This window comes from Escherichia sp. MOD1-EC6162 (genome assembly GCF_002965125.1).
GTDB classification, from domain to species: Bacteria; Pseudomonadota; Gammaproteobacteria; order Enterobacterales; family Enterobacteriaceae; genus Escherichia; species Escherichia marmotae.
This window is the reverse complement of the sequence record NZ_PTSB01000001.1, coordinates 376,561-401,819: the sequence shown is the minus strand read 5'-3', so window position 1 is coordinate 401,819 and position 25,259 is coordinate 376,561. Positions and strand designations below refer to the sequence as shown.

The 25,259-nt window shown below is 51.3% G+C and carries 22 protein-coding genes; 18 read left to right on the top strand and 4 right to left on the bottom strand.

What is annotated here, in order from left to right:
- The first annotated feature begins 6 nt into the window (after positions 1-6).
- The 10 genes from rseA (at position 7) to acpS (ending at position 8,794) form a co-directional block, all read left to right on the top strand.
- On the top strand, positions 7-657 hold the full coding sequence (gene rseA / locus A9587_RS01895) for an anti-sigma-E factor RseA (protein WP_001168447.1): 651 nt from the start codon (positions 7-9) through the stop codon (positions 655-657).
- Positions 657-1,613, top strand: coding sequence for a sigma-E factor regulatory protein RseB (gene rseB, locus A9587_RS01890; protein ID WP_000812042.1), 957 nt, complete (start codon positions 657-659; stop codon positions 1,611-1,613). Before rseA ends, rseB begins: the two co-directional genes overlap by 1 nt.
- Positions 1,610-2,089 (top strand): SoxR-reducing system protein RseC, encoded by a 480-nt coding sequence (gene rseC, locus A9587_RS01885; RefSeq protein ID WP_016249085.1) that lies wholly within the window; start codon positions 1,610-1,612, stop codon positions 2,087-2,089. The genes rseB and rseC overlap by 4 nt, the downstream gene beginning before the upstream one ends.
- Before the next feature lie 197 nt (positions 2,090-2,286).
- On the top strand, positions 2,287-4,086 hold the full coding sequence (gene lepA, locus A9587_RS01880) for a translation elongation factor 4 (RefSeq protein ID WP_000790174.1): 1,800 nt from the start codon (positions 2,287-2,289) through the stop codon (positions 4,084-4,086).
- 15 nt (positions 4,087-4,101) lie between these two features.
- Positions 4,102-5,076 (top strand): signal peptidase I, encoded by a 975-nt coding sequence (lepB, locus tag A9587_RS01875; protein ID WP_105263391.1) that lies wholly within the window; start codon positions 4,102-4,104, stop codon positions 5,074-5,076.
- 272 nt (positions 5,077-5,348) lie between these two features.
- A complete protein-coding gene (gene rnc / locus A9587_RS01865; protein ID WP_001068343.1) occupies positions 5,349-6,029 on the top strand; it encodes a ribonuclease III in 681 nt (226 codons plus the stop codon).
- A complete protein-coding gene (era, locus tag A9587_RS01860) occupies positions 6,026-6,931 on the top strand; it encodes a GTPase Era (RefSeq protein WP_000020738.1) in 906 nt (301 codons plus the stop codon). The genes rnc and era overlap by 4 nt, the downstream gene beginning before the upstream one ends.
- An 11-nt stretch (positions 6,932-6,942) precedes the next feature.
- Entirely contained in the window at positions 6,943-7,671 is a 729-nt protein-coding gene (gene recO, locus A9587_RS01855) for a DNA repair protein RecO (RefSeq protein WP_105263390.1), read from the top strand.
- Between the two features lie 11 nt (positions 7,672-7,682).
- A complete protein-coding gene (gene pdxJ, locus A9587_RS01850; RefSeq protein ID WP_001516896.1) occupies positions 7,683-8,414 on the top strand; it encodes a pyridoxine 5'-phosphate synthase in 732 nt (243 codons plus the stop codon).
- On the top strand, positions 8,414-8,794 hold the full coding sequence (gene acpS / locus A9587_RS01845) for a holo-ACP synthase (RefSeq protein ID WP_000986026.1): 381 nt from the start codon (positions 8,414-8,416) through the stop codon (positions 8,792-8,794). The genes pdxJ and acpS overlap by 1 nt, the downstream gene beginning before the upstream one ends.
- Positions 8,795-9,496: 702 nt before the next feature.
- On the opposite strand, the gene yfhL is transcribed toward acpS, so the two are convergent.
- Positions 9,497-9,757, bottom strand: a complete 261-nt coding sequence (gene yfhL, locus A9587_RS01835; protein WP_001196284.1) for a 4Fe-4S dicluster ferredoxin YfhL — start codon at positions 9,755-9,757, stop codon at positions 9,497-9,499.
- 55 nt (positions 9,758-9,812) lie between these two features.
- Positions 9,813-10,661 carry a MurR/RpiR family transcriptional regulator gene (locus A9587_RS01830; protein ID WP_001013776.1) on the bottom strand — a complete coding sequence of 283 codons (849 nt, stop codon included), beginning with the start codon at positions 10,659-10,661 and terminating at the stop codon, positions 9,813-9,815.
- A 208-nt stretch (positions 10,662-10,869) separates the two neighbouring features.
- On the opposite strand from A9587_RS01830, the gene yfhb reads away from it, so the two are divergent.
- Both yfhb and tadA read left to right on the top strand, forming a co-directional pair.
- A complete protein-coding gene (gene yfhb, locus A9587_RS01825) occupies positions 10,870-11,505 on the top strand; it encodes a phosphatidylglycerophosphatase C (protein ID WP_085449151.1) in 636 nt (211 codons plus the stop codon).
- 57 nt (positions 11,506-11,562) lie between these two features.
- Positions 11,563-12,066 (top strand): tRNA adenosine(34) deaminase TadA, encoded by a 504-nt coding sequence (gene tadA, locus A9587_RS01820; protein WP_001516895.1) that lies wholly within the window; start codon positions 11,563-11,565, stop codon positions 12,064-12,066.
- Here tadA and mltF read toward each other — a convergent pair.
- Positions 12,063-13,619 carry a membrane-bound lytic murein transglycosylase MltF gene (gene mltF, locus A9587_RS01815; protein WP_000734181.1) on the bottom strand — a complete coding sequence of 519 codons (1,557 nt, stop codon included), beginning with the start codon at positions 13,617-13,619 and terminating at the stop codon, positions 12,063-12,065. The genes tadA and mltF overlap by 4 nt on opposite strands.
- Before the next feature lie 257 nt (positions 13,620-13,876).
- Between mltF and purL the strand changes: the two genes are divergently transcribed.
- The 5 genes from purL to glnB all read left to right on the top strand — a co-directional run bounded on the left by purL (position 13,877) and on the right by glnB (position 22,381).
- Positions 13,877-17,764, top strand: a complete 3,888-nt coding sequence (gene purL / locus A9587_RS01805; RefSeq protein ID WP_038354384.1) for a phosphoribosylformylglycinamidine synthase — start codon at positions 13,877-13,879, stop codon at positions 17,762-17,764.
- Between the two features lie 588 nt (positions 17,765-18,352).
- Positions 18,353-19,780 carry a two component system sensor histidine kinase QseE/GlrK gene (gene qseE / locus A9587_RS01800; protein ID WP_105263389.1) on the top strand — a complete coding sequence of 476 codons (1,428 nt, stop codon included), beginning with the start codon at positions 18,353-18,355 and terminating at the stop codon, positions 19,778-19,780.
- A gap of 164 nt (positions 19,781-19,944) precedes the next feature.
- Positions 19,945-20,658 (top strand): two-component system QseEF-associated lipoprotein QseG, encoded by a 714-nt coding sequence (gene qseG / locus A9587_RS01795; RefSeq protein ID WP_001215851.1) that lies wholly within the window; start codon positions 19,945-19,947, stop codon positions 20,656-20,658.
- Entirely contained in the window at positions 20,648-21,982 is a 1,335-nt protein-coding gene (gene glrR / locus A9587_RS01790; RefSeq protein WP_001516890.1) for a two-component system response regulator GlrR, read from the top strand. Before qseG ends, glrR begins: the two co-directional genes overlap by 11 nt.
- Positions 21,983-22,042: 60 nt before the next feature.
- On the top strand, positions 22,043-22,381 hold the full coding sequence (glnB, locus tag A9587_RS01785; RefSeq protein WP_000717694.1) for a nitrogen regulatory protein P-II: 339 nt from the start codon (positions 22,043-22,045) through the stop codon (positions 22,379-22,381).
- 43 nt (positions 22,382-22,424) lie between these two features.
- Here glnB and hmpA read toward each other — a convergent pair whose 3' ends face one another.
- On the bottom strand, positions 22,425-23,615 hold the full coding sequence (gene hmpA / locus A9587_RS01780) for an NO-inducible flavohemoprotein (RefSeq protein WP_000883084.1): 1,191 nt from the start codon (positions 23,613-23,615) through the stop codon (positions 22,425-22,427).
- Between the two features lie 330 nt (positions 23,616-23,945).
- Here hmpA and glyA point away from each other — a divergent pair, with 330 nt between their 5' ends.
- Positions 23,946-25,199: a serine hydroxymethyltransferase gene (gene glyA, locus A9587_RS01770; RefSeq protein ID WP_000919159.1), complete on the top strand. Its 1,254-nt coding sequence runs from the start codon at positions 23,946-23,948 to the stop codon at positions 25,197-25,199.
- The last annotated feature ends 60 nt before the right edge of the window (positions 25,200-25,259 follow it).

The following is a 25,259-nucleotide window of genomic DNA, read 5'->3' as shown; positions in this document are numbered from 1 at the left end:
TTAGGCATGCAGAAAGAACAACTTTCCGCTTTAATGGATGGTGAAACGCTGGATAGTGAGCTGCTTAACGAACTGGCTCACAACCCGGAGATGCAGAAAACCTGGGAAAATTATCACTTAATCCGTGACTCTATGCGGGGTGATACTCCCGAGGTACTCCATTTCGATATCTCTTCACGCGTGATGGCCGCCATTGAAGAAGAGCCCGTTCGCCAACCGACGATATTGATCCCAGAGGCTCAGCCTGCGCCGCATCAATGGCAGAAAATGCCATTCTGGCAGAAAGTTCGTCCGTGGGCGGCACAGCTCACCCAAATGGGTGTAGCGGCATGCGTATCGCTTGCAGTTATCGTTGGCGTCCAGCACTATAATGGACAATCTGAAACGTCCCAGCAGCCCGAAACACCGGTATTTAATACTCTGCCGATGATGGGTAAAGCCAGTCCGGTAAGCCTGGGAGTACCTTCTGAAGCGACCGCGAACAATGGTCAACAGCAGCAGGTACAGGAGCAGCGTCGTCGCATTAATGCCATGTTGCAGGATTACGAATTGCAACGTCGACTCCACTCCGAACAGCTTCAGTTTGAGCAGGCACAGACACAGCAAGCCGCTGTACAGGTGCCAGGAATTCAAACTTTAGGAACGCAATCGCAGTAATGAAGCAACTTTGGTTTGCCATGTCATTAGTGACAGGTAGCCTGTTATTCTCTGCTAACGCCTCGGCCACTCCCGCGTCCGGGGCGTTATTACAGCAGATGAACCTGGCTAGCCAGTCACTGAATTACGAGCTGTCATTCATCAGCATCAATAAACAAGGTGTTGAGTCTCTGCGTTATCGACATGCACGCCTCGATAACCGTCCTCTTGCACAGTTGTTGCAAATGGATGGCCCGCGCCGGGAAGTGGTACAGCGCGGCAATGAAATCAGCTACTTTGAACCGGGTCTTGAACCGTTCACTCTTAATGGCGATTACATTGTTGATTCTCTGCCATCGCTCATCTATACCGATTTCAAACGCCTTTCTCCTTACTACGACTTTATCTCTGTGGGGCGCACCCGTATTGCTGACCGCTTATGTGAGGTAATCCGCGTGGTAGCCCGTGATGGCACACGCTACAGCTACATCGTGTGGATGGACACCGAATCGAAATTACCGATGCGGGTTGATCTCCTTGATCGCGATGGTGAGACACTGGAGCAATTCCGCGTGATCGCTTTCAACGTTAATCAGGATATCAGCAACAGTATGCAGACACTGGCGAAGGCAAACTTGCCGCCTCTGCTTTCTGTACCTGTTGGTGAGAAAGCCAAATTTAACTGGGCTCCAACCTGGTTGCCACAGGGCTTTAGCGAAGTTTCCAGCAGTCGACGTCCGTTACCGACGATGGATAACATGCCTATCGAATCGCGTCTCTATTCCGACGGGTTGTTCAGCTTCTCGGTAAACGTTAACCGCGCTACGCCATCCAGTACCGATCAGATGTTGCGAACCGGACGCCGAACAGTCAGCACCAGCATACGCGACAACGCGGAAATCACCATTGTTGGTGAACTGCCACCGCAAACGGCGAAACGAATTGCCGAGAATATTAAGTTTGGGGCAGCGGAATGATCAAAGAGTGGGCTACTGTCGTCTCCTGGCAAAACGGGCAGGCGCTGGTCAGTTGCGATGTTAAAGCTTCATGCAGCAGTTGCGCTTCCCGCGCAGGTTGCGGCAGTCGCGTGTTGAATAAACTAGGCCCGCAAACCACACATACCATCGTCGTATCCTGTGATGAACCGTTAGTGCCGGGGCAGAAAGTTGAATTGGGAATCGCTGAAAGCAGCCTGCTTAGCTCCGCATTATTGGTTTATATGTCGCCGCTGGTGGGATTATTCCTTGTCGCTTCGTTATTTCAGCTACTCTTTGCTTCAGATATTGCAGCATTATGCGGAGCAATCCTCGGCGGCGTTGGTGGATTCCTGATTGCGCGAGGATACTCACGTAAGTTTGCCGCCCGAACAGAATGGCAACCGATCATCTTAAGTGTGGCATTGCCGCCTGGCCTTGTGCGATATGAAGCATCTTCGGAAGACGCGAGCCAGTGATTTCACTGGCTTTATTGTATTTTGCATAACAAATGCGAGGACGTTTCCAGATACCACAATCCATACGGTATGAACATTTCCTCGCCTCAATGTTGTAGTGTAGAATGCGGCGTTTCTATTAATACAGACGTTAAGCTCAGAACAGCGACTTCTAAAAGCCTGGTTAACCGGGCATTAAGGCACAATAATCATACTTTATGAAGAATATACGTAACTTTTCGATCATAGCTCACATTGACCACGGTAAATCGACGCTGTCTGACCGTATTATCCAGATCTGCGGTGGCCTGTCTGACCGTGAAATGGAGGCACAGGTTCTCGATTCCATGGATCTTGAGCGTGAGCGTGGTATTACTATCAAAGCGCAGAGCGTGACGCTGGACTATAAAGCGTCCGATGGCGAAACCTATCAACTTAACTTTATCGACACCCCGGGTCACGTGGACTTCTCCTATGAAGTATCCCGTTCGCTGGCTGCTTGTGAAGGTGCATTGTTAGTGGTCGATGCAGGGCAGGGCGTAGAAGCGCAAACCCTGGCAAACTGCTACACCGCGATGGAAATGGACCTCGAGGTGGTGCCGGTACTTAACAAAATTGACTTACCAGCAGCCGATCCTGAACGCGTTGCGGAAGAAATCGAAGATATCGTCGGCATCGACGCTACCGACGCAGTGCGTTGCTCGGCAAAAACAGGTGTTGGTGTGCAGGATGTACTGGAACGTCTGGTGCGTGACATTCCGCCGCCGGAGGGAGATCCAGAAGGCCCATTGCAGGCACTGATTATCGACTCCTGGTTCGACAACTACCTGGGCGTTGTTTCACTTATCCGTATTAAAAACGGCACCCTGCGTAAGGGTGATAAAGTGAAAGTCATGAGTACCGGGCAGACTTATAACGCCGACCGCCTGGGTATTTTCACGCCGAAACAAGTTGATCGTACTGAACTGAAATGTGGTGAAGTAGGTTGGTTGGTTTGTGCGATTAAAGATATTCACGGTGCACCAGTAGGCGATACCTTAACGCTGGCGCGTAATCCGGCAGAAAAAGCGCTGCCAGGCTTTAAGAAAGTTAAACCTCAGGTTTATGCCGGTCTGTTCCCGGTAAGTTCCGACGACTATGAAGCCTTCCGCGACGCGCTGGGCAAATTGAGTCTGAACGATGCCTCTCTGTTCTACGAGCCGGAAAGTTCTACAGCGCTGGGCTTTGGCTTCCGCTGCGGCTTCCTCGGCCTGCTGCATATGGAGATCATTCAGGAACGTCTGGAACGTGAATACGATCTTGACCTGATTACCACGGCACCGACAGTAGTGTATGAAGTAGAAACTACGGGGAAAGAAGTTATCTACGTCGACAGCCCGTCTAAGCTGCCAGCAGTGAATAACATCTACGAACTGCGTGAGCCGATCGCGGAATGTCACATGCTGCTGCCGCAGGCATATCTCGGTAACGTTATTACGCTGTGCGTAGAAAAACGTGGTGTACAGACCAATATGGTTTACCACGGTAATCAGGTGGCGCTGACGTACGAGATCCCGATGGCGGAAGTGGTGCTCGACTTCTTCGATCGCCTGAAATCTACCTCGCGTGGTTATGCGTCTCTGGATTACAACTTCAAACGCTTCCAGGCTTCCGACATGGTGCGTGTTGACGTTTTAATCAACGGTGAACGTGTCGATGCGCTGGCGTTGATCACCCACCGTGATAATTCGCAAAACCGTGGTCGCGAGCTGGTGGAGAAGATGAAAGATCTAATCCCACGCCAGCAGTTTGATATTGCCATTCAGGCAGCGATTGGTACGCACATTATCGCGCGTTCCACCGTGAAGCAGCTTCGTAAAAACGTACTGGCCAAATGTTATGGCGGCGATATCAGCCGTAAGAAAAAGCTGCTGCAGAAGCAGAAAGAAGGTAAGAAACGCATGAAGCAGATCGGTAACGTCGAGCTGCCGCAGGAAGCGTTCCTCGCCATTCTGCATGTCGGCAAAGACAACAAATAATCTTTAGGAGTTGGCATGGCGAATATGTTTGCCCTGATTCTGGTGATTGCCACACTGGTGACGGGCATTTTATGGTGCGTGGATAAATTCTTTTTCGCACCTAAACGGCGGGAACGTCAGGCAGCAGCGCAGGCGGCTGCTGGAGACTCACTGGATAAAGCTACGCTGAAAAAAGTTGCGCCAAAACCAGGTTGGCTGGAAACCGGTGCTTCTGTATTTCCGGTGCTGGCACTTGTGTTAATTGTGCGTTCATTTATTTATGAACCGTTCCAGATCCCGTCAGGTTCGATGATGCCGACTCTGTTAATCGGTGACTTCATTCTGGTGGAGAAATTTGCCTACGGTATTAAAGATCCTATCTACCAGAAAACGCTGATCGAAACCGGCCATCCGAAACGTGGTGATATTGTGGTCTTTAAATACCCGGAAGATCCAAAGCTTGATTACATCAAGCGTGCGGTTGGCTTACCGGGCGATAAAGTCACTTACGATCCGGTTGCGAAAGAGCTGACTATTCAACCTGGATGCAGTTCCGGTCAGGCGTGTGAAAACGCGCTACCGGTAACGTATTCCAACGTGGAGCCGAGCGATTTTGTTCAAACCTTCTCTCGTCGTAATGGTGGGGAAGCGACCAGCGGATTCTTTGAAGTGCCGAAAAACGAAACTAAAGAAAACGGTATTCGTCTTTCTGAACGTAAAGAGACACTGGGTGATGTTACACACCGCATCCTGACAGTACCTATCGCTCAGGACCAGGTAGGGATGTATTACCAGCAGCTAGGGCAACAACTGGCAACCTGGATTGTCCCGCCGGGCCAATACTTCATGATGGGTGACAACCGCGATAACAGCGCGGACAGTCGTTACTGGGGTTTTGTGCCAGAAGCTAACCTGGTGGGTCGGGCGACGGCTATCTGGATGAGTTTCGATAAACAGGAAGGCGAATGGCCAACTGGCGTTCGTTTAAGTCGCATCGGCGGCATTCACTAATTGTCGTTATCCGTTCACGTTGTCACTGTTATGGTGGCAACGTGAATTATTTATGAGATAAATCTCCCGTGGCTAACGACATCCCTTGTCGTTGTGTATAGAATATTCCCCCGAAGTTTCAGGTTGGCGCCTTCTGGTCGCCACGGCACACGAAACAGCGTTGGTCCCCATATACAGGTCAACTGAAACTGCTGAAAAGCTGTTAGCAGAACCCTGCATATCAGGTCTGTTTCGTGTGCTGAATTGTTGACGCATTTATTTATTGGTATCGCATGAACCCCATCGTAATTAATCGGCTTCAACGGAAGCTGGGCTACACTTTTAATCATCAGGAACTGCTGCAGCAGGCATTAACTCACCGCAGTGCCAGCAGTAAACATAACGAGCGTCTGGAATTTTTAGGCGACTCTATTCTAAGCTACGTTATCGCTAATGCGTTGTATCACCGTTTCCCGCGAGTGGATGAAGGGGATATGAGCCGGATGCGCGCCACGCTGGTACGCGGTAATACGCTGGCAGAACTGGCTCGTGAATTTGAGTTAGGCGAGTGCTTGCGTTTAGGGCCGGGTGAACTTAAAAGCGGTGGATTTCGTCGCGAGTCAATTCTTGCTGACACCGTTGAAGCATTAATTGGCGGCGTATTCCTCGACAGCGATATTCAGACTGTCGAGAAATTAATCCTTAACTGGTATCAAACTCGTCTGGACGAAATTAGTCCGGGCGATAAACAAAAAGATCCGAAAACGCGCTTGCAGGAATATTTGCAGGGGCGCCATCTGCCTCTGCCAACTTATCTGGTGGTTCAGGTACGTGGCGAAGCGCACGATCAGGAATTTACGATCCACTGCCAGGTTAGCGGCCTGAGCGAACCGGTGGTTGGCACAGGTTCAAGCCGTCGTAAGGCTGAACAGGCTGCCGCCGAACAGGCGTTGAAAAAACTGGAGCTGGAATGAGCATCGATAAAAGTTACTGCGGATTTATTGCCATCGTCGGACGTCCGAATGTTGGCAAATCCACATTGTTGAATAAACTATTAGGGCAGAAAATCTCCATCACCTCCCGCAAGGCGCAGACTACACGTCACCGTATTGTGGGTATCCATACTGAAGGTGCGTATCAGGCGATCTACGTTGATACCCCGGGCCTGCATATGGAAGAGAAGCGTGCCATTAACCGCTTGATGAACAAAGCGGCAAGCAGCTCCATTGGCGACGTTGAGCTGGTTATTTTTGTCGTTGAAGGCACCCGTTGGACGCCGGACGATGAAATGGTGCTCAACAAGCTGCGTGACGGTAAAGCGCCGGTGATTCTCGCGGTGAACAAAGTAGACAACGTGCAGGAGAAAGCCGATCTACTGCCGCACTTACAGTTTCTGGCAAGCCAAATGAATTTCCTCGATATCGTGCCAATCTCAGCCGAAACTGGGCTAAACGTCGACACTATCGCGGCAATTGTACGCAAACACCTTCCAGAAGCGACGCATCACTTCCCGGAAGATTACATTACCGATCGTTCGCAGCGGTTTATGGCCTCTGAAATCATTCGTGAAAAGCTGATGCGTTTCCTCGGTGCAGAACTGCCGTACTCTGTAACCGTGGAGATCGAACGTTTTGTCACCAATGAGCGCGGTGGTTATGACATCAACGGTTTGATTCTCGTTGAGCGTGAAGGGCAGAAGAAGATGGTAATTGGCAACAAAGGGGCCAAGATCAAAACCATCGGTATTGAAGCGCGTAAAGACATGCAAGAAATGTTCGAAGCGCCTGTCCACCTTGAGCTATGGGTGAAAGTGAAATCTGGTTGGGCCGACGATGAACGCGCACTGCGTAGTCTCGGTTACGTTGACGATCTCTAAGAGTTACACCGATGGAAGGCTGGCAGCGCGCATTCGTACTGCATAGTCGTCCCTGGAGCGAAACCAGCCTGATGCTGGACGTCTTCACGGAGGAATCGGGACGCGTGCGTCTGGTTGCTAAAGGCGCACGTTCAAAACGTTCTACCCTGAAAGGCGCATTGCAGCCTTTCACCCCCCTCTTGCTTCGTTTTGGCGGGCGCGGTGAAGTCAAAACGCTGCGCAGTGCTGAAGCCGTCTCGCTGGCACTGCCGCTAAGCGGTATCACGCTTTACAGCGGGCTTTACATCAACGAACTCCTCTCCCGCGTACTGGAATACGAAACACGCTTTTCGGAACTTTTTTTCGATTATTTGCATTGTATCCAGGCACTGGCAGGGATCACAGGTACGCCAGAACCGGCGTTGCGTCGTTTTGAACTGGCGCTCCTTGGGCATCTGGGTTATGGCGTCAATTTTACCCATTGCGCAGGTAGCGGTGAGCCGGTGGATGACAACATGACGTATCGTTACCGCGAAGAAAAAGGATTTATCGCCAGTGTGGTTATCGACAATAAAACCTTTACCGGACGGCAGTTGAAAGCGTTACATGCGCGGGAATTTCCTGACGCAGACACATTGCGCGCCGCAAAACGCTTTACCCGTATGGCCCTTAAGCCTTATCTTGGCGGTAAACCTTTAAAAAGCAGGGAACTGTTCCGGCAGTTTATACCTAAGCGGGCAGTGAAAACATTTAATGACTGATGAGGATTGTCATGGCTGAATTACTGTTGGGCGTCAACATTGACCATATCGCAACGCTGCGCAATGCACGCGGTACTGCTTATCCGGACCCGGTTCAGGCCGCATTTATTGCCGAACAGGCGGGGGCGGACGGCATTACCGTGCATTTACGTGAAGATCGCCGCCACATTACAGACCGTGACGTGCGCATCCTCCGTCAGACGCTAGATACCCGCATGAATCTGGAGATGGCGGTAACTGAAGAGATGCTGGCGATTGCCGTTGAGACGAAGCCGCATTTCTGCTGTCTGGTGCCGGAAAAGCGTCAGGAAGTGACAACCGAAGGCGGCCTGGACGTCGCGGGTCAGCGTGACAAAATGCGCGATGCCTGCAGACGTCTGGCAGATGCCGGGATTCAGGTTTCTCTGTTTATCGACGCTGACGAAGAGCAGATCAAAGCTGCAGCAGAGGTGGGGGCACCATTTATCGAAATCCACACCGGTTGTTACGCTGATGCCAAAACAGACGCTGAACAGGCGCAAGAGCTGGCGCGAATCGAGAAAGCCGCGACCTTTGCCGCAAGCCTCGGTTTGAAAGTTAATGCTGGTCACGGTCTGACCTATCACAACGTGAAAGCTATTGCCGCTATCCCAGAGATGCACGAACTGAATATAGGTCATGCCATTATTGGTCGCGCAGTAATGACCGGACTGAAAGATGCCGTGGCAGAAATGAAACGCCTGATGCTGGAAGCGCGTGGCTAATGGCAATATTAGGTTTAGGCACGGATATCGTGGAGATCGCTCGCATAGAAGCGGTAATCGCGCGATCCGGTGATCGCCTGGCACGACGTGTATTAAGCGATAATGAATGGGAGATCTGGAAAACGCATCATCAGCCGGTGCGTTTTCTGGCAAAACGTTTTGCTGTGAAAGAGGCGGCGGCAAAAGCGTTTGGTACTGGGATCCGTAATGGCCTGGCATTTAATCAGTTTGAAGTGTTTAACGATGAGCTCGGCAAGCCAAGACTACGGTTGTGGGGCGAGGCGTTAAAACTGGCAGAAAAGTTGGGCGTCGCACATATGCATGTAACGCTGGCAGATGAACGCCACTACGCTTGTGCCACGGTAATCATTGAAAGTTAAAAGCCCTTCCTGAATATCAAAAAAGTACCGTTCTTTTTAAAAAGTAAAACCCCCGAACAGGTAAGGAGCAGGGGGGTACTTTACTATTTTAATATTGTGCAGCACACGATTCCAACAGAAATGATTATGGAGCAGTTTAGTTGGTCTGTATAAGCAACTTGCAATTTCTGGCATAAAAATGCGAGCCGGGACGAAGAATTTAATATTGATGAGAAGATTAACGTGACCACTTTTTCATAAATACATTAGAATTGGCGTCGTTATTGGAGATTTTGCTGTGTTCTACACTATATTACTGAATTCCCCCATTGAAACGAGTGGTGTCATCAAAGCTTGCGGCACTCGATTCCAGTAACTCGCACGTTCAGTTTTGGGGAGATGTAAGGGCTAATCTGAATGGCTGTATTCCTTGTTTAAGGAAAAACAAATGACGGATTGTCGATATACCTTATTAAACAGGGTATTAAAGTCGTCATTGCTATTTTACAGTTGATCCCTCTGTTCTTGTAACACCAGAAAACGTAATTAAGGCGCGTCGGGTGAACCCGCCGGGCGCGCCTTTAATAATGATAATTAAGTGTCTGCGCAGATATTATGGGGTTTTATTTAATGAATGTGTTTATTAATGGCAACATAAAAATAAATATAATAATTTCGTTTTACAAGAGTAAATAATCAATATTCTGCTCCAGAAGCAAAATACTAAATTTTATCCGCGTGATGCATCAGCACAAACTTATCCCACAACTGTTCTTCCGTCTCGACATGCTCCGGATCTTTCACAATGGTATTGGGGATCGGACATACTTTTTGGCAGGTTGGCGTCTCGTAGTGACCTACGCATTCCGTACACTTATCGCTGTTAATCTCGTAGATGTGATCGCCCATTGAAATCGCCTCATTCGGGCATTCAGGTTCACACATATCACAATTGATGCATTTTTTAGTGATTAACAGCGCCATAAGGAAACTCTCAAAACAACACAAACCGGGCGGGCATTATACGCGCATTCTTTACTCAAACCAGTTTTTTCACCAGAGCCTCGCTGTGGCGAATGCGTTCTGGGGCTAACTCGAGATCTTGTTGTATCAGTGCAATAAACAGCAAATCCGTTAGCATTCCCTGAGCATGACATGCAGAGATCGAAGCACTGTTCGTCGCTTGTTCTTCGGCTATGGTATACAGGCAATGAGAAGCGCGCTGTTGCAGGGCATTGGGGGTGAAACCGGTGATGGCCAGCACTTTACCGCCCACTCGTAACATCTCATCTGCTGCCAGGTTTAACTCGCGCCGCACGCCCGTGTATGAGATGGCTAATAACAAATCGTCCGGCGATGAAGCCTGTACTGTAGCGAGTAACGCGTGCATATCACGCTCAGCGGCAGCATTAAAACCAATCTTCATCAGCTTCCAGGCAAAATTCTGCGCCACCAGGCCGGAAGCGCCAATGCCGGTCAGAATAATCCGCCGTGCAGAACGAAGCATCGCTACGCATTCATGTAGTTTCTCCTCACTATTGACGTTCAGTGTTGCGTACATGGCAGCAGTATTTTCTTTAATCAGTTTTTCGCCCACCAGCCGTAACGGATCATCACCACGAATTTGGTTATGAATGGGTACGGAGGGAGATTCCGGTTGGCTTGCCAGAGCTTCACTCAATGCCAGCTTTAAGGCCGGAAAACCTTTATAACCGAGTTTTTGCGCGAACTTCACTACGCTGGACTGACTGACTCCGGCTTCGTTGGCCAGTTGTTGGGAGCTAAGGTGGCGGGCAGTGTCAGGTTGTAGCAGGAGATAGTCCGCCAGCTTTTTATCGCTCTGGGCAAGTCCCTGGTAACGCTGACGAATACGAAGTAAGCCGTTCATATCTTTCCTCGCGATGAATTAATGGCGACAACAGGCAATATGAGACACAAGCGAGCGAATATTATATTCCATCACAGTCAATTACCATGAATTAAAAATTCCAGTCAGCCATTATGCGATAGATTGATGCCGGAAAAGTGATGATCTATCTGTTAGGCTATGTAGTAGCAAAAATTAATCAGGATGTATCAGTCCAGAGGGGTATGGTTTGGCAACTCACGAGCGTCGTGTGGTGTTTTTTGACTTAGATGGAACATTGCATCAACAGGATATGTTTGGCTGTTTTCTGCGCTACTTACTGCGCCGCCAGCCGCTGAATGCGCTACTTGTTCTGCCGCTGTTGCCGATCATTGTCATTGCATTATTAATCAAGGGCCGAGCGGCACGTTGGCCGATGAGCCTGCTGCTATGGGGTTGTACCTTTGGTCATAGCGAAGCGCGTATACAGGCGTTGCAGGCCGATTTTGTGCATTGGTTTCGCGACAATGTTACAGTCTTTCCGCTAGTGCAGGAACGTCTGACCAGCTATCTGTTAAGTTCCGATGCCGACATTTGGTTGATTACCGGTTCCCCTCAGCCGTTGGTCGAAGCGGTTTATTTCGATACGCCCTGGTTACCACGCGTTAATCTTATCGCCAGTCAGATCCAGCGCGGCTATGGCGGCTGGGTGCTGACCATGCGCTGTCTCGGCCATGAAAAGGTCGCGCAACTGGAACGCAAAATCGGCACGCCGCTGCGACTTTACAGTGGCTATAGTGATAGTAACCAGGACAACCCGCTACTCTATTTCTGTCAGCATCGCTGGCGGGTAACGCCTCGCGGCGAACTCCAGCAACTGGAATAGAGTAACGCATAGCGTCCGTGTATAATGCGCCGCGCTTTTATAACCGGAGTTTTCTTTTTGTCTGAAGTCGAATTTAGTCACGAATACTGGATGCGTCATGCGCTGACGCTGGCGAAACGTGCCTGGGACGAGCGGGAAGTGCCGGTCGGCGCGGTATTGGTGCATAACAACCGGGTAATCGGTGAAGGCTGGAACCGACCTATTGGTCGCCATGATCCTACAGCTCATGCAGAAATCATGGCGCTGCGGCAGGGAGGGCTGGTGCTGCAAAACTATCGCCTGATCGACGCGACATTATATGTCACGCTGGAACCGTGCGTGATGTGCGCCGGAGCGATGATCCACAGCCGTATTGGTCGCGTGGTCTTTGGCGCGCGTGATGCGAAAACTGGCGCCGCCGGATCATTAATGGATGTACTTCACCACCCGGGCATGAATCATCGAGTGGAAATTACGGAAGGAATACTGGCGGATGAGTGCGCGGCGCTACTCAGCGATTTTTTCCGAATGCGCCGTCAGGAAATCAAAGCGCAGAAAAAAGCGCAATCCGCGACAGATTAATTTCGTTTCTCTTCACTTCCCTTCCTGGAAAACAGTAGAGAAGGGGAGTGCGTCAGATAATTAGATGACGACTGCGAAAGAAATGAGAGAAAGGGAAATTTTTCTTTACCCAATTCCGCTGGCGATACCGCCGGATAATCCTGAGCCAACTGCATCGCCGCTTCTGTTGCCTGCTTTTCTTTTTCTTGCAAGTAACCCACCAGGCTAATCTGGTACTTACGAATATTTTCTACATAAGCATAGGCTTCATGCCCACGTGCATAGCCGTAAGTCAGCTTGCTGTAATAGGGTTTCTGGCTAAGCAAAGGCAGACGTTGTTTAACATCGGCCCAGCTATCAGGATTACCTTTAGTTTTTGCCGTCAGGGCACGGGCATCCAGCATGTGTGCATAGCCCATATTATAGGCGGCGAGCGCAAACCAGATCCGCTCATTTTCTGGCACGCTTTCTGGCACTTTACTCATCATATTATGCAGGTAACGCGCGCCGCCGCTGATGCTTTGTTCGGCATCAGTACGGTCGGTAATGCCCAGGCTTTGCGCGGTATTTTTGGTTAACATCATCATGCCGCGCACGCCAGTCGGAGAAGTCGCCTGCGCGTCCCAGTGCGATTCCTGATAAGCTATCGCTGCCAGCAAACGCCAGTCAATTTCCTCGGCGTATTTCTCAAATAGCGGTTTTAACTGTGGCAGAACAGCATCAACGGCGCGTAAAAACGTGCGCGTATCGACATAATCAAAATCATTGCCATGCCCGAGATATTTCTCTTCAATACGCGCCAGTGTGCCGTCCTCATTCATTTCATTGAAGAAATCGAGCAGGGCAGCAGAAAGCGTATTATCGTTATCTAATTGACTAAACCAGGTCACGGGTTGTTCATCGGTAATATCCAGCGCCACGGCGAGTTCCGGGTGAACGCGCTGGAACAAGCTGATAGCGACAGAATCGGCAATGGTGTAATCCAGCTTACCTTCGATAACATCTTCCATTAACTCCGCAGACCCTTTTCTGTCGTCCACTTTCCAGCCTAATTCCGGGAACTTAGTCTCTTTCAGTTTTTGCAGATCATTAATGACAACATGCCCAGGTGCGACGGCCAACTTTTCCGCCGTCAGATTACCCAGCGTACGTGGTCGATACTGACCCACTTTATAGACCAGTTGTTGTGAAACGGAATAATAGGTTGGGCCGGGTTGATAATTTTTAACCCTTTCGCTGTTATAGACCAGCCCTGCAGCCAGCAGATCGGCATCACCGTTATCGAGATCGTCAAATAACTGGCTGATGTTCTGCCGCACGGTGACTTTCAGTTTAACGCCAAGATAGTCAGCAAACTGTTTGGCCAGTTCATAATCCAGCCCGAAGGGTTTGCCGTTGATTTCGTTCCAGGTGAGAGGTGTGTGAATAGTACTCACGCGCAACTCTCCCCGCGCTTGTATGGCGGCGATACGGTTGTCGGCTTTACCAAACCAGGGAATGGATGGCCAGAGAGCGACCGCGAGAAGCAGTGCCAGAATACCGATGAACAGATAATTAATCTTTAATTTTTTCAATTAGTTAATTCTCTGCGTCGTGCTTTTCCCTGCCTGAAAAATCGTAATAATGTAGAAAGGTTTCATCATAAATGAGCGGCATTTTGCGTAAACCCGCGCCAGTTGGCAACTTATTACAGATATTGGCGGCACGCGTTGCTAATCCACGGCGGCGATTTTATTTCCACGCAAACGGTTTCGTCAGCACGCCAGATTCTTTATAATGACGCCCGTTTCCCCCCTTTGGGTACACCGAAAGCTTAGAAGACGAGAGACTTATGATGGAAATTCTGCGTGGTTCGCCTGCACTGTCGGCATTCCGAATCAATAAACTGCTGGCACGTTTTCAGGCTGCCAGGCTCCAGGTTCACAACATTTACGCCGAGTATGTCCATTTTGCTGACCTCAATGCACCGTTAAACGATGATGAGCACGCGCAACTTGAACGCCTGCTGAAATATGGCCCGGCACTCGCCAGCCATGCCCCGCAAGGCAAACTACTGCTGGTGACTCCGCGTCCTGGCACCATCTCTCCCTGGTCTTCGAAAGCGACCGATATTGCCCATAACTGCGGGCTGCAACAGGTAAACCGTCTTGAACGTGGCGTTGCTTACTATGTTGAAGCCGGTACGCTGACTCACGAACAATGGCAGCAGATTACCGCTGAACTACACGACCGCATGATGGAAACGGTCTTTTTTGCGTTAGATGATGCAAAGCAGTTGTTTGCTCATCATCAACCGGCTCCGGTTACCAGCGTTGATTTGCTGGGACAGGGTCGTCAGGCCCTGATCGACGCTAACCTGCGTCTTGGCCTGGCATTGGCAGAAGATGAGATTGACTATCTGCAAGACGCTTTCACAAAGCTTGGTCGTAACCCGAACGACATCGAGCTTTATATGTTCGCCCAGGCGAACTCTGAGCACTGCCGTCACAAGATTTTTAACGCCGACTGGATTATCGACGGTGAACAACAGCCAAAATCGCTGTTCAAGATGATTAAAAACACCTTCGAAACCACACCAGATCACGTTCTCTCTGCATATAAAGATAACGCCGCCGTGATGGAAGGTTCCGAAGTAGGCCGCTATTTTGCCGACCATGAAACGGGGCGCTACGATTATCATCAGGAACCGGCTCACATCCTGATGAAAGTGGAAACCCACAACCATCCGACGGCAATTTCTCCGTGGCCGGGTGCGGCGACCGGTTCCGGTGGTGAAATCCGTGATGAAGGCGCAACCGGACGCGGCGCGAAGCCGAAAGCCGGCCTGGTTGGATTCTCCGTTTCCAACCTGCGTATTCCAGGCTTTGAACAGCCGTGGGAAGAAGATTTTGGTAAACCGGAACGTATTGTTACCGCACTGGACATTATGACCGAAGGCCCGCTGGGCGGCGCGGCGTTTAACAACGAATTTGGCCGTCCGGCACTGAACGGTTACTTCCGTACTTATGAAGAAAAAGTGAACAGCCACAATGGCGAAGAGCTGCGTGGTTATCACAAGCCGATCATGCTGGCGGGCGGGATCGGCAACATCCGCGCCGATCATGTGCAGAAAGGCGAAATCAACGTTGGTGCTAAGCTCGTCGTCCTCGGTGGTCCGGCAATGAACATCGGTCTTGGCGGCGGAGCAGCGTCTTCTATGGCTTCCGGTCAGTCTGATGCCGACCTCGATTTCGCTTCTGTACAGCGCGACAACCCCGAAATGGAACGTCGTTGCCAGGAAGTGATCGACCGCTGCTGGCAGTTGGGCGATGCAAACCCAATCCTGTTTATCCATGACGTTGGTGCAGGTGGTCTTTCTAACGCTATGCCGGAACTGGTGAGTGACGGCGGGCGTGGCGGTAAATTCGAATTGCGCGATATTCTTAGCGACGAACCGGGGATGAGTCCGCTGGAAATCTGGTGTAACGAATCCCAGGAACGCTACGTGCTGGCTGTTGCCGCCGATCAGTTGCCGTTGTTTGACGAACTGTGTAAGCGTGAACGCGCGCCATATGCGGTGATTGGTGAAGCAACCGAAGAACTGCATCTTTCTCTGCACGATAGTCATTTTGATAATCAGCCGATCGATCTGCCGCTGGACGTGTTGCTTGGTAAAACGCCGAAGATGACCCGCGATGTACAAACGCTGAAAGCGAAAGGCGACGCGCTGGTTCGTGAAGGGATTACTATTGCTGACGCGGTGAAACGCGTGCTGCATCTGCCGACCGTGGCAGAGAAAACCTTCCTCGTTACCATTGGCGACCGTAGCGTAACCGGCATGGTGGCGCGCGATCAGATGGTCGGTCCGTGGCAAGTACCGGTAGCTAACTGTGCGGTTACTACCGCCAGCCTCGACAGCTACTACGGTGAAGCAATGGCAATTGGTGAACGTGCGCCGGTTGCGCTGCTGGATTTTGCCGCCTCTGCTCGTCTGGCGGTCGGTGAAGCGTTAACCAACATTGCTGCTACGCAGATTGGCGATATTAAACGCATCAAACTTTCCGCCAACTGGATGGCGGCGGCAGGCCACCCTGGTGAAGATGCGGGCCTGTATGAAGCAGTGAAGGCGGTGGGCGAAGAACTTTGTCCGGCGCTCGGCCTGACGATCCCGGTCGGTAAAGACTCTATGTCGATGAAAACCCGCTGGCAGGAAGGTAATGAAGAGCGCGAAATGACCTCCCCGCTGTCGCTGGTAATCTCTGCATTTGCCCGTGTGGAAGATGTGCGTCACACCATTACGCCGCAGCTTTCTACCGAAGATAACGCACTGCTGCTGATTGACCTCGGCAAAGGCAATAACGCGCTGGGCGCAACGGCGCTGGCGCAGGTATATCGTCAGCTTGGCGATATACCGGCAGATGTGCGCGATGTTGCTCAACTGAAAGGTTTCTACGACGCCATTCAGGCGCTGGTCGCCCAACGTAAGCTGCTCGCCTACCACGATCGTTCTGACGGTGGCCTGTTGGTGACGCTGGCGGAAATGGCGTTTGCCGGTCATTGCGGCATTGAAGCAGATATCGCAACTCTGGGTGAAGATCGCCTGGCCGCGTTGTTTAACGAAGAGCTGGGGGCGGTGATTCAGGTACGCGCTGCAGACCGTGAAGCCGTAGAAGGCGTACTGGCACAGCACGGACTTGCTGATTGTGTCCATTATGTCGGTCAGGCTGTTTCTGGTGACCGTTTTGTGATTACGGCCAACGGGCAGGCTGTATTCAGCGAAAGTCGCACCACGTTGCGTGTCTGGTGGGCAGAAACCACCTGGCAGATGCAGCGTCTGCGTGACAATCCGGAGTGTGCCGATCAGGAACACCAGGCGAAATCTAACGATGCCGATCCGGGTCTGAATGTGAAATTGTCGTTCGATATCAACGAAGATGTGGCGGCACCGTTTATTGCCACTGGCGCGCGCCCGAAAGTTGCTGTGCTGCGTGAGCAGGGTGTGAACTCGCATGTTGAAATGGCGGCAGCGTTCCACCGTGCGGGCTTCGATGCTATCGACGTGCATATGAGCGACCTGCTGGCTGGACGCACTGGCCTGGAGGATTTCCACGCCCTGGTCGCGTGCGGTGGTTTCTCCTACGGTGACGTGCTGGGCGCAGGTGAAGGTTGGGCGAAGTCTATCCTGTTCAACGACCGTGTGCGCGATGAGTTTGCAACCTTCTTCCATCGTCCGCAAACGCTGGCGCTGGGGGTATGTAACGGTTGCCAGATGATGTCTAATCTGCGTGAATTGATCCCTGGTAGCGACCTGTGGCCACGTTTTGTGCGTAACACCTCCGATCGCTTTGAAGCGCGTTTCAGTCTGGTTGAAGTGACCCAAAGCCCGTCACTGCTGTTGCAGGGGATGGTGGGTTCACAGATGCCGATAGCTGTTTCTCACGGTGAAGGGCGCGTGGAAGTGCGTGACGCTGCGCATCTGGCGGCACTGGAAAGCAAAGGGCTGGTGGCGCTGCGCTATGTTGATAACTTTGGTAAAGTCACTGAAACTTACCCGGCTAACCCGAACGGTTCCCCGAACGGCATTACGGCGGTCACGACTGAAAGCGGTCGTGTCACCATCATGATGCCGCACCCGGAACGTGTTTTCCGCACTGTCAGCAACTCCTGGCACCCGGAAAACTGGGGTGAGGATAGCCCGTGGATGCGTATTTTCCGCAATGCGCGTAAGCAGTTGGGGTAAGACTGCGGGTATTTTACGCAACGCATTGGTTTTACAGGCCGGATAAGGCGTTTACGCCGCATCCGGCATTAAACACCAACCACTATCATATGCTCCCAACTCCGGGAGCTTTTTTGTGTCTGTAAATCACGACAATGGGTGGTTTACCGTGTCGCTCATTGGCGACATTTAACCTATTGATTTTATTTAAGACTAATAATTTTATCTTTGACCGTCTCTTTTAGGCGACACAACGGCTGATTTATAGTCAAATCGTGAAGCACTCATAAACCTATCAAAACAACGTACAATCAGTACGTTATCAAACTATTTTGTTTATTGGCACAGTTAATGCATAATAGTAACCAGTGGCTCATTCACCCACTTATGTCAGCCCCTTCGGGACGTGCTACATAAAAACCGAATGACGCACAACAAGGTGCCTGCCGTCCAACTTCTGATATCAGCGTAGCTATATCAACCATCGGGCGAAACGTCGAGTTAGGCACCGCCTTATTCCACAACAAAGCCGGGTAATTCCCGGCTTTGTTGTATCTGAACAGCCCCTCGGTTAGCATCACGTTATTCGCGTCTGACGAGAGTAATGCCTTGAAACGCTGGCCCGTTTTTCCCCATTCATTACGACAACTGGTAACGCTGGCATTCCTGCTGATCCTGCTGCCCTTGTTAGTGTTGGCATGGCAAGCCTGGCAAAGCCTGAATGTACTTAGCGATCAGGCGGCGCTGGTCAACCGCACGACGCTTATCGATGCCCGGCGCAGTGAAGCGATGACCAACGCGGCGCTGGAGATGGAGCGTAGCTACCGTCAGTATTGCGTGTTGGACGATCCCACCCTGGCGAAGGTCTACCAAAGCCAGCGCAAGCGTTACAGCGAAATGCTCGACGCCCACGCAGGCGTGCTGCCGGACGATAAACTCTACCAGGCATTGCGTCAGGATTTGAACAATCTCGCCCAACTTCAGTGCAACAACAGCGGCCCCGATGCCGCCGCTGCTGCGCGTCTGGAAGCCTTCGCCAACGCGAATACTGAAATGGTACAGGCCACGCGCACCGTGGTGTTCTCTCGTGGGCAGCAACTGCAACGAGAAATTGCCGAACGTGGGCAATATTTCGGCTGGCAATCGCTGGTACTGTTTTTGGTAAGCCTGGTAATGGTGCTGCTTTTCACACGGATGATTATCGGTCCGGTAAAAAATATTGAACGGATGATCAACCGATTGGGGGAAGGGCGTTCTCTGGGGAATAGCGTTTCGTTCAGCGGCCCTCGTGAATTACGTTCGGTCGGGCAACGAATTATCTGGTTAAGCGAGCGCCTGTCATGGCTGGAATCTCAACGCCATCAGTTTTTAAGACATCTATCTCATGAATTAAAAACGCCGCTGGCGAGTATGCGCGAAGGTACTGAATTACTTGCTGATCAGGTTGTTGGGCCGCTCACGGCAGAGCAGAAAGAGGTGGTGAGCATTCTCGATAACAGCAGTCGCAATCTGCAAAAGCTGATCGAACAACTGCTTGATTACAACCGTAAACAGGCGGACGGCGCGGTGGCACTGGAGAACGTCGAGCTTGCACCACTGGTGGAGATGGTAGTTTCCGCTCACAGCTTGCCTGCACGGGCTAAAATGATGCATACCGACGTCGATCTGCAGGCAACAGTTTGCCAGGCAGAGCCAATGTTGTTGATGAGCGTGCTGGATAATCTTTACTCCAATGCGGTGCACTACGGGGCTGAATCCGGTAACATTTGCCTTCACAGCAGCTTACATGGCGCGCGGGTTTACATTGATGTCATCAATACAGGTATGCCCATTCCGCAAGAGGAACGCACCATGATCTTCGAACCCTTTTTTCAGGGAAGTCACCAGCGAAAAGGGGCGGTGAAGGGCAGCGGTCTGGGATTAAGCATTGCCAGGGATTGTATTCGCCGTATGCAAGGGGAACTGTATCTGGTCGATGAGAGCGGGCAAGACGTTTGTTTCCGTATTGAATTGCCTGCGTCAAAAAACACGAAATAATGCTAAGAGCCTATCCCATTAGGCTATTTTATTTGCCAGTTTGGCCCCGGGCAGTGCTCGAAATCCTCACGTACTACGTGTACGCTCTGGTTTCTCCGCGCTGTCCATGTCCAAACTTCCTGCAACAATTACGCCCACTGGGAAAGGCTCTAAGTCTGGTGAATATGCGACACATTTTTCAACAAATTTTGCCCCGGCGGCTATGGCTGGCGGGGTTGCCTTGTCTGGCATTGCTGGGCTGTGTGCAGAGTTACAATAAACCAGCTCTTAATACGCCAGCAGAAGAAAAAATTCCGGTTTATCAACTGGCTGATTATCTTCCTACTGAATGTAGTGACATCTGGGCGCTGCAAGGGAAATCAACCGAAACTAACCCGCTTTACTGGCTACGGGCGATGGATTGTGCCAACCGCTTAATGCCAGCGCAATCGCGTCAGGAAGCCCGCAAGTATGGCGACGGTAGCTGGCAAAATACCTTTAAACAGGGAATTTTGCTGGCCGACGCTAAAATTACGCCTTTTGAGCGCCGCCAGTTAGTTGCGCGCATTGACGCGTTAAGTACCGAGATCCCGGCGCAGGTTCGCCCGCTGTATCAGCTCTGGCGCGATGGTCAGGCGTTACAATTGCAACTGGCGGAAGAGCGTCAACGCTACAGTAAACTCCAGCAGTCCAGCGATAGCGAGCTGGATGCTTTGCGCCAGCAACATCACGTTCTACAGCAGCAACTGGAACTTACCACCCGTAAACTGGAAAATCTGACCGATATTGAACGTCAGCTCTCGACCCGTAAACCTGCCGGAAATTTCGCGCCGGACGCGACGCACGAGAGTGAAAAGCCCGCGCCATCTACCAATGAGGTCACCCCTGATGAGCCATAAACCTGCGCATTTATTATTGGTCGATGATGATCCCGGATTGTTGAAATTACTTGGTCTGCGCCTGACCAGCGAAGGCTACAGCGTGGTCACGGCGGAAAGTGGCGCTGAAGGGTTGCGGGTACTGAATCGCGAAAAAATAGATTTAGTCATCAGCGACCTGCGGATGGATGAAATGGACGGTATGCAACTGTTTGCCGAAATCCAGAAAGTGCAGCCGGGGATGCCGGTTATCATCCTCACCGCGCATGGTTCCATTCCCGATGCCGTTTCCGCGACACAGCAAGGCGTGTTTAGTTTCCTCACCAAACCCGTCGATAAAGACGCGTTGTATCAGGCAATTGACGATGCGCTGGAGCAATCCGCGCCAGCCACCGACGGACGCTGGAGCGAGGCTATTGTCACCCGCAGTCCGCTGATGCTGCGTTTGCTGGAACAGGCGAGGCTGGTAGCGCAGTCTGACGTTAGTGTGCTGATTAACGGCCAGAGCGGCACGGGGAAAGAGATTTTCGCCCAGGCGATCCACAACGCCAGCCCACGCAACAACAAACCGTTTATTGCCATTAACTGTGGCGCATTGCCTGAACAGTTGCTGGAGTCAGAACTGTTTGGTCATGCACGCGGCGCGTTTACTGGTGCCGTCAGCAATCGCGAAGGTTTATTCCAGGCGGCGGAAGGCGGTACGCTGTTTCTCGATGAGATTGGCGATATGCCCGCGCCGTTACAGGTAAAATTGCTGCGCGTGTTGCAGGAGCGCAAAGTCCGTCCGCTGGGCAGCAACCGCGATATTGATATCGACGTGCGGATTATTTCCGCCACTCATCGCGACCTGCCAAAAGCGATGGCGCGAGGTGAGTTCCGCGAAGATCTCTATTACCGCCTCAACGTTGTTAGTCTGAAGATCCCCGCACTGGCGGAGCGCACGGAAGATATTCCGTTGTTAGCAAACCATTTATTGCGTCAGGCGGCAGAGCGACATAAACCGTTTGTCCGTGCGTTCTCCACCGATGCGATGAAGCGCCTGATGACCGCCACCTGGCCGGGCAATGTGCGCCAGTTGGTGAATGTGATTGAACAGTGCGTGGCGCTGACGTCATCTCCGGTGATTAGTGATGCGCTGGTGGAGCAGGCGCTGGAAGGAGAAAACACGGCGCTACCTACCTTTGTTGAGGCGCGTAATCAGTTTGAACTCAACTACTTGCGCAAGCTGCTGCAAATCACCAAAGGCAATGTCACCCACGCGGCGAGAATGGCGGGGCGCAACCGGACAGAATTTTATAAACTGCTTTCCCGACACGAACTGGATGCAAACGATTTCAAGGAATGAATTGGCGTAATGTGTTACGTTTAGCAGATCAAAAGACAGGCGACCTTTTCAAGGAATAGCATGAAAAAGATTGATGCGATTATTAAACCCTTCAAGCTGGACGATGTCCGCGAAGCACTGGCTGAAGTCGGCATTACCGGTATGACGGTAACCGAAGTGAAAGGTTTTGGCCGCCAGAAAGGCCATACCGAGCTGTATCGCGGCGCGGAGTATATGGTGGATTTTCTGCCGAAGGTGAAAATTGAGATCGTCGTACCCGACGACATTGTGGATACCTGTGTAGACACCATTATTCGCACAGCGCAAACCGGTAAAATTGGTGACGGTAAAATCTTCGTCTTTGACGTGGCACGGGTCATTCGTATCCGTACCGGTGAAGAGGACGACGCGGCAATTTAAACCGCGTCGGGGTTGCCGGATGTCTCCATCCGGCAATATCAAATCACAGCACCTTATGTGGGCCAAAGCATTCGTAATGAATGTTTTCCTGCTTCACGCCCAGATCCACTAACTGTTTTGCGGCAAACTGCATGAAGCCAACCGGGCCGCAGAGATAGAACTGCATTGCCGGATTGCTGAACGCACCTTCGAGTTTGCTCAGATCCATCAGACCTTCGCTATCAAACTGACCTTTCGCGCGATCGGCTTCACTCGGCTGACGATACCAGGTATGCGCGGTAAAGCGCGGCAGCGATTGCCCCAGTTCCTTAACTTCATCGGCAAAGGCGTGAACATCGCCATTTTCTGCAGCATGGAACCAGTTCACCTGGGCGCTATGGCCTGTTTTTGCCAACGTGTCGAGCATCGCCAGCATTGGCGTCTGACCGACACCCGCAGAGATTAAGGTCACTGGCGTGTCATTCGCTACATCCATAAAGAAATCACCAGCCGGAGCCACCAGCTTAACGACATCGCCAACGTTAGCGTGATTGTGCAGCCAGTTGGATACCTGTCCGCCATCTTCGCGTTTCACTGCAATACGATAGCCTTTGCCATCCGGTTTACGGGTCAAAGAGTACTGACGAATTTCCTGATGCGGGAAACCTTCCGGCTTCAGCCAAATGCCGAGATATTGTCCCGGACGGTATTCTGCCACTGCGCCACCGTCGACCGGTTCCAGTTCGAAACTGGTGATCAATGCGCTGCGTGGTGTTTTAGCCACAATGCGGAAATCGCGCGTACCTTCCCAGCCACCGGCTTTGCTGGCGTTTTCGTTATAAATTTCTGCTTCGCGATTGATAAACACATTTGCCAGTACGCCATACGCTTTGCCCCATGCGTCCAGCACTTCCTGACCCGGGCTGAACATTTCGTCGAGGGTGGCCAGCAGGTGTTCGCCTACGATGTTGTACTGCTCCGGTTTGATCTGGAAGCTGGTGTGTTTCTGCGCGATTTTCTCCACTGCTGGCAGCAGCGCAGGCAGGTTTTCAATATTACTGGCGTAGGCGGCAATGGCGTTAAACAGGGCTTCACGTTGATCGCCATTACGCTGGTTACTCATATTGAAAATGTCTTTGAGTTCTGGGTTATGAGTAAACATACGGTCGTAGAAATGGGCGGTTAATTTCGGCCCTGTTTCCACCAGCAAAGGGATAGTGGCTTTTACTGTAGCGATGGTTTGAGCGTCAAGCATAGAGTCTTCCTTTTTTTTGCATCTTAATTGATGTATCTCAAATGCATCTTATAAAAAATAACCCTGTCCTGTAAATGGTTCCTTGGTGTTTTTCATTAGGAATGTGATGAAGTGAAAAATTTGCATCACAAACCTGAAAAGAAATCCGTTTCCGGGAGTAAGTCCTTTATTCACCAAAGCCTTGACGTGCTTGAAGGTAATCGTTTGCGTAAATTCCTTTGTCAAGACCTGTTATCGCAGAATGATTCGGTTATACTGTTCGCCGTTGTCCATCAGGACCGCCAAAATTAGGCGAAAAAATTTTATTGTTAGCTGAGTCAGGAGATGCGGATGTTAAAGCGTGAAATGAACATTGCCGATTATGATGCCGAACTGTGGCAGGCTATGGAGCAGGAAAAAGTACGTCAGGAAGAGCACATCGAACTGATCGCCTCCGAAAACTACACCAGCCCGCGCGTAATGCAAGCACAGGGCTCTCAGCTAACCAACAAATATGCTGAAGGTTATCCGGGTAAACGTTACTACGGCGGTTGCGAGTATGTTGATATCGTCGAACAACTGGCGATTGATCGCGCGAAAGAGCTGTTCGGCGCTGACTACGCTAACGTTCAGCCGCACTCCGGTTCCCAGGCTAACTTTGCGGTCTACACCGCGCTGCTGGAACCAGGCGATACCGTTCTGGGTATGAACCTGGCACACGGCGGTCACCTGACTCACGGTTCTCCGGTTAACTTCTCCGGTAAACTGTACAACATCGTTCCTTACGGTATCGATGCAACAGGTCATATCGACTACGCAGATCTGGAAAAACAAGCGAAAGAACACAAACCGAAAATGATCATCGGCGGCTTCTCAGCATATTCCGGCGTGGTTGACTGGGCGAAAATGCGTGAAATCGCTGACAGCATCGGTGCTTACTTGTTCGTTGATATGGCGCACGTTGCGGGCCTGGTTGCTGCTGGCGTCTATCCGAACCCGGTTCCTCATGCTCACGTTGTCACTACTACCACTCACAAAACCCTGGCGGGTCCGCGCGGCGGCCTGATCCTGGCGAAAGGTGGTAGCGAAGAACTGTACAAAAAACTGAACTCTGCTGTCTTCCCGGGTGGGCAGGGCGGTCCGCTGATGCACGTAATCGCCGGTAAAGCAGTAGCGCTGAAAGAAGCGATGGAGCCGGAGTTCAAAACTTACCAGCAGCAGGTCGCGAAAAACGCCAAAGCGATGGTAGAAGTGTTCCTCGAGCGCGGCTACAAAGTGGTTTCCGGCGGTACTGATAACCACCTGTTCCTGGTTGATCTGGTTGATAAAAACCTGACCGGTAAAGAAGCTGACGCCGCTCTGGGCCGTGCTAACATCACCGTGAACAAAAACAGCGTACCGAACGATCCGAAGAGCCCGTTTGTGACCTCCGGTATTCGTGTGGGTACTCCGGCGATTACCCGTCGCGGCTTTAAAGAAGCAGAAGCGAAAGAACTGGCTGGCTGGATGTGTGACGTGCTGGACAGCATCAATGATGAAGCGGTTATCGAGCGCATCAAAGGTAAAGTTCTCGACATCTGCGCTCGCTACCCGGTTTACGCATAAGCGAAACGGTGGTTTGCTGACAATGTGCTCGTTGTTCATGCCGGATGCGGCATGAACGCC